The sequence below is a fragment of the Nonomuraea sp. NPDC059007 genome, from assembly GCF_042740555.1.
Taxonomy (GTDB): Bacteria; Actinomycetota; Actinomycetes; order Streptosporangiales; family Streptosporangiaceae; genus Nonomuraea.
The window spans coordinates 1-2,892 of sequence record NZ_JBHYJD010000118.1; the positions used below are offsets into that span (position 1 = coordinate 1).

General features: G+C 66.2%; 4 protein-coding genes. 1 reads left to right on the forward strand and 3 read right to left on the reverse strand.

Annotation, left to right across the window (positions count from 1 at the left end; genetic code table 11):
- Positions 1 to 234 precede the first annotated feature (234 nt).
- Together ACFWY5_RS57935 and ACFWY5_RS57940 are read right to left on the reverse strand one after the other, a co-directional pair.
- A complete protein-coding gene (locus tag ACFWY5_RS57935) occupies positions 235 to 435 on the reverse strand; it encodes a transporter associated domain-containing protein (protein ID WP_379627977.1) in 201 nt (66 codons plus the stop codon).
- Entirely contained in the window at positions 342 to 1,001 is a 660-nt protein-coding gene (locus ACFWY5_RS57940; RefSeq protein ID WP_379627979.1) for a CBS domain-containing protein, read from the reverse strand. Before ACFWY5_RS57940 ends, ACFWY5_RS57935 begins: the two co-directional genes overlap by 94 nt.
- Before the next feature lie 321 nt (positions 1,002 to 1,322).
- Between ACFWY5_RS57940 and ACFWY5_RS57945 the strand changes: the two genes are divergently transcribed.
- On the forward strand, positions 1,323 to 2,312 hold the full coding sequence (locus ACFWY5_RS57945; protein WP_379640393.1) for a sporulation protein: 990 nt from the start codon (positions 1,323 to 1,325) through the stop codon (positions 2,310 to 2,312).
- A 73-nt stretch (positions 2,313 to 2,385) separates the two neighbouring features.
- Here ACFWY5_RS57945 and ACFWY5_RS57950 read toward each other — a convergent pair.
- Positions 2,386 to 2,892, reverse strand: a 507-nt coding sequence (locus ACFWY5_RS57950) for a CBS domain-containing protein (protein WP_379640394.1), incomplete at its 5' end; no start/stop codon positions are given.

Sequence of the window (2,892 nt, forward strand, 5' to 3'; positions counted from 1 at the left end):
CTCAACGAACTCGAGCACGCCTACCCAGGCCGTATCCGGTAAAGCAACCAAAACCAACCACAAGATCAACTTTACACACTACGAGTTACAAGCTCGCGTCCGCCGCGAGCACCTGCATCTGATCGTGGTGGACAACCCCGGCGACAACGTGGCAGCAACTGGTCGAGCTAAAAGCCGAGCCAGCCGATGTCTTGTTCCAGGTGGACCTGGACTTGAGGGAGCGACAAGAAGGGGTTACGGGGTCAGGCCGGGTATCGAGAGGTGGGGGTCTGCGCTGATGCGGACTTCTGTGATTGCGTGGCGGTCCATGGCGGTGATCTCCAGATGCCAGCCATCCAGCATCACTGATGCGCCCGGCATCCCGGGGACGCGACAGAGTACGGCCAGGAGGAGTCCGGCAACGGTCGTGAAGTCACCGTCCGCACGTCGCTCCACATGGACGTTGAGATCGGGGAGGTCGTGCAGGGGAAGCTACCCGGAAGCAGCATGGTGCCGTCGGGCTCGTGGCGGACCCCTTGAACGTCGCGGTCGGTCTCGTCGTAGATCTCGCCCACGATCTCTTCAAGGAGGTCTTCCAGGGTGACGCTGCCGTCGGCGACACCATGCTCGTCGATGACGAGGGCGAACTGCTCGCGTTCGGTCTTGAAGCGGCGCAGCGCGTCGGAGACGCGAAGGCTGTCGGGCAGCAGCAGGGCGGGGCGGGCCACGTCGGCGGCGACGGCGTTGTCGGTGAGGAGGTCGCGGTGGTTGACGATGCCCACGGTGTCGTCCAGCGTGTTGTTTCTGATCACCGGGGCTCGGGAGTGGCCGGAGACTGCCGGCAGGCGGCTGGCCTCGTGGGCCGGGGTGTCGGCTTTGAGGGTGAAGACTTCGCGGCGGGGGAGTAGCACCTCCCGGAGCACGCGTTCGGTGATCTCGACCGCGCCAGAGATGATCATCCGCTGTTCTGGTGTGAAGCCCTGGTGGTTGGTGACAAGGTCGCGGATCTCTTCGGGGCCCATCTCCTCGCGGTGAAGGTTGGGGTCGGCGCCCGCCAGGCGGACGTCCAGGTCAGTTGACTTGCCGAGTGTCCCAGACCGCGGGCCGGGAGACGGTGGCGAGGATGCTGAGGGGGCGGGCTACGAGCAGGGCCCAGGTCTCGGCTCGTCCATGAGGCTCGCGGCTCCAGTTCTCCAACGCATGAATCGCTCAGGTTCAGGGCGATAACGGATGAAACGCCGCCGGAGTTCCCGCGCCGTGTCACCTGAGCGGAACCGGGGTCTGTCGGCGATCGTTTGACGGGCGGTACGACATCCCCGTCACACGATCCGAGAGAGGAAACCGTGGTCTTCAAACGCATGCTCGGCGCCTTCGGCATTGGCGGCCCTACCGTGGATACGGTCCTGGCTACGCCGAGGGTGCAGCCGGGTGGGCTGCTGACCGGTGAGGTACGGCTCAAGGGCGGTGACTTTGACGCCGAGATCGAGCACATCACCCTGGGCTTGGTCGCCAGGGTCGAGCTTGAGCACAGTGAGGGAGAGGGCGAGGGGCTGGGTGAGTTCTTCCGCACTTCGGTGTCCGGGCCCTTCACGTTGCGGCAGGGAGAGGAGCGGGCGCTCGGCTTTCAGGTGAGCCTGCCGTGGGAGCTACCGATCAGCGAGATCGCCGGACAACGTCTGACCGGTATGGCGGTCGGTGTGCGGACTGAGCTGGCCATTGCCAAGGCAGTGGACAAGGGCGACCTCGACCCGGTGTCAGTCGAGCCGCTGCCGTCGCAGGCGCGGATTCTGCAGGCTCTCGTGCAGCTCGGTTTCCACTTCCGGTCGGCGGATCTGGAGGTCGGCCACCTGCACGGCGTGCAGCAGGAGCTGCCGTTCTATCAGGAGATCGAGTTCTATCCGCCGGGACAGCACGCGGGCGTGGTCAACGAGATCGAGCTGACCTTCGTGGCCAACCCGGGCGGCCTGGAGGTGATTGTCGAGGCAGACAAGCGCAGCGGCCGGTTCGGCGGTGGGGATGCCGTCGGGCGGTTCACCGTCACGCACGAGCAGGCCCTGCACACCGACTGGGCCAGCGAGATCGACCGCTGGATGAACAGCCTGTCTCAATACGGGCACCAGGGCTACCATCACGGCGAACACGGTCACGGCGGGTATGAGCATGGTGGCTACAGCCACGGCCATGGCGATCAGCACCAACATCACCGGGAAGGGCCGGGCATGGGCGCCGTGGTCGCGGCGGGTGCCGCGGGCGTGGTCGGTGGCTTCGTCGCCGCCGAGATCGTCGATGAGGTCTTCGATGACGACGAGGGCGGAGGCGACGAGGATTGGTGAGAACCGGCGTGATGAGGTAAGGGTCTGAAGCGGGGTCTCCGCGCATAGAGGGAGGGCAGAGACCCCGCACCGGCTACGCCTGCACCAGAAGTTTCGCGAGCAGGTCATCCAAGGTGACCAGCCCGCGCAAGGCGCCGTCGCTGTTCCTGACCAGGGCGATCTGGCTGTGTGCGGTACGCATCGCCGTAACCGCCTCGGAGATCACCGTGTCTGGCGAGACGGTGGGCGCGGGATGAGCCAGGCGACGTGCGGTGGTGGCGGTGCCCCGCGACCTGGCGAGGTAGGCGTCGCGAACGTGCAGGACGCCGCGCGGATTCTCCTCATCCCAGACGAGTAGGCGGGTGTGGCCGGTACGAGCCGACACGTCAATCACGTTCTGTGGGCTGGCGTCAGTCGGGACGCCCACGATGTCGTCGGTCTCGACGACGAGCGCTTCGATGGACGCGGTGGGCGCATCTAGGGCACGGGTGAGAACGCCGTGGTCGTCATCCTCGATGAGACCCAGCCGCCGCGACTCGCTCACCAGGTGCTGGAGCTGCGCGGGAGTACGCGGACTGGCGCCCCCTTCACGTGGCCGCAC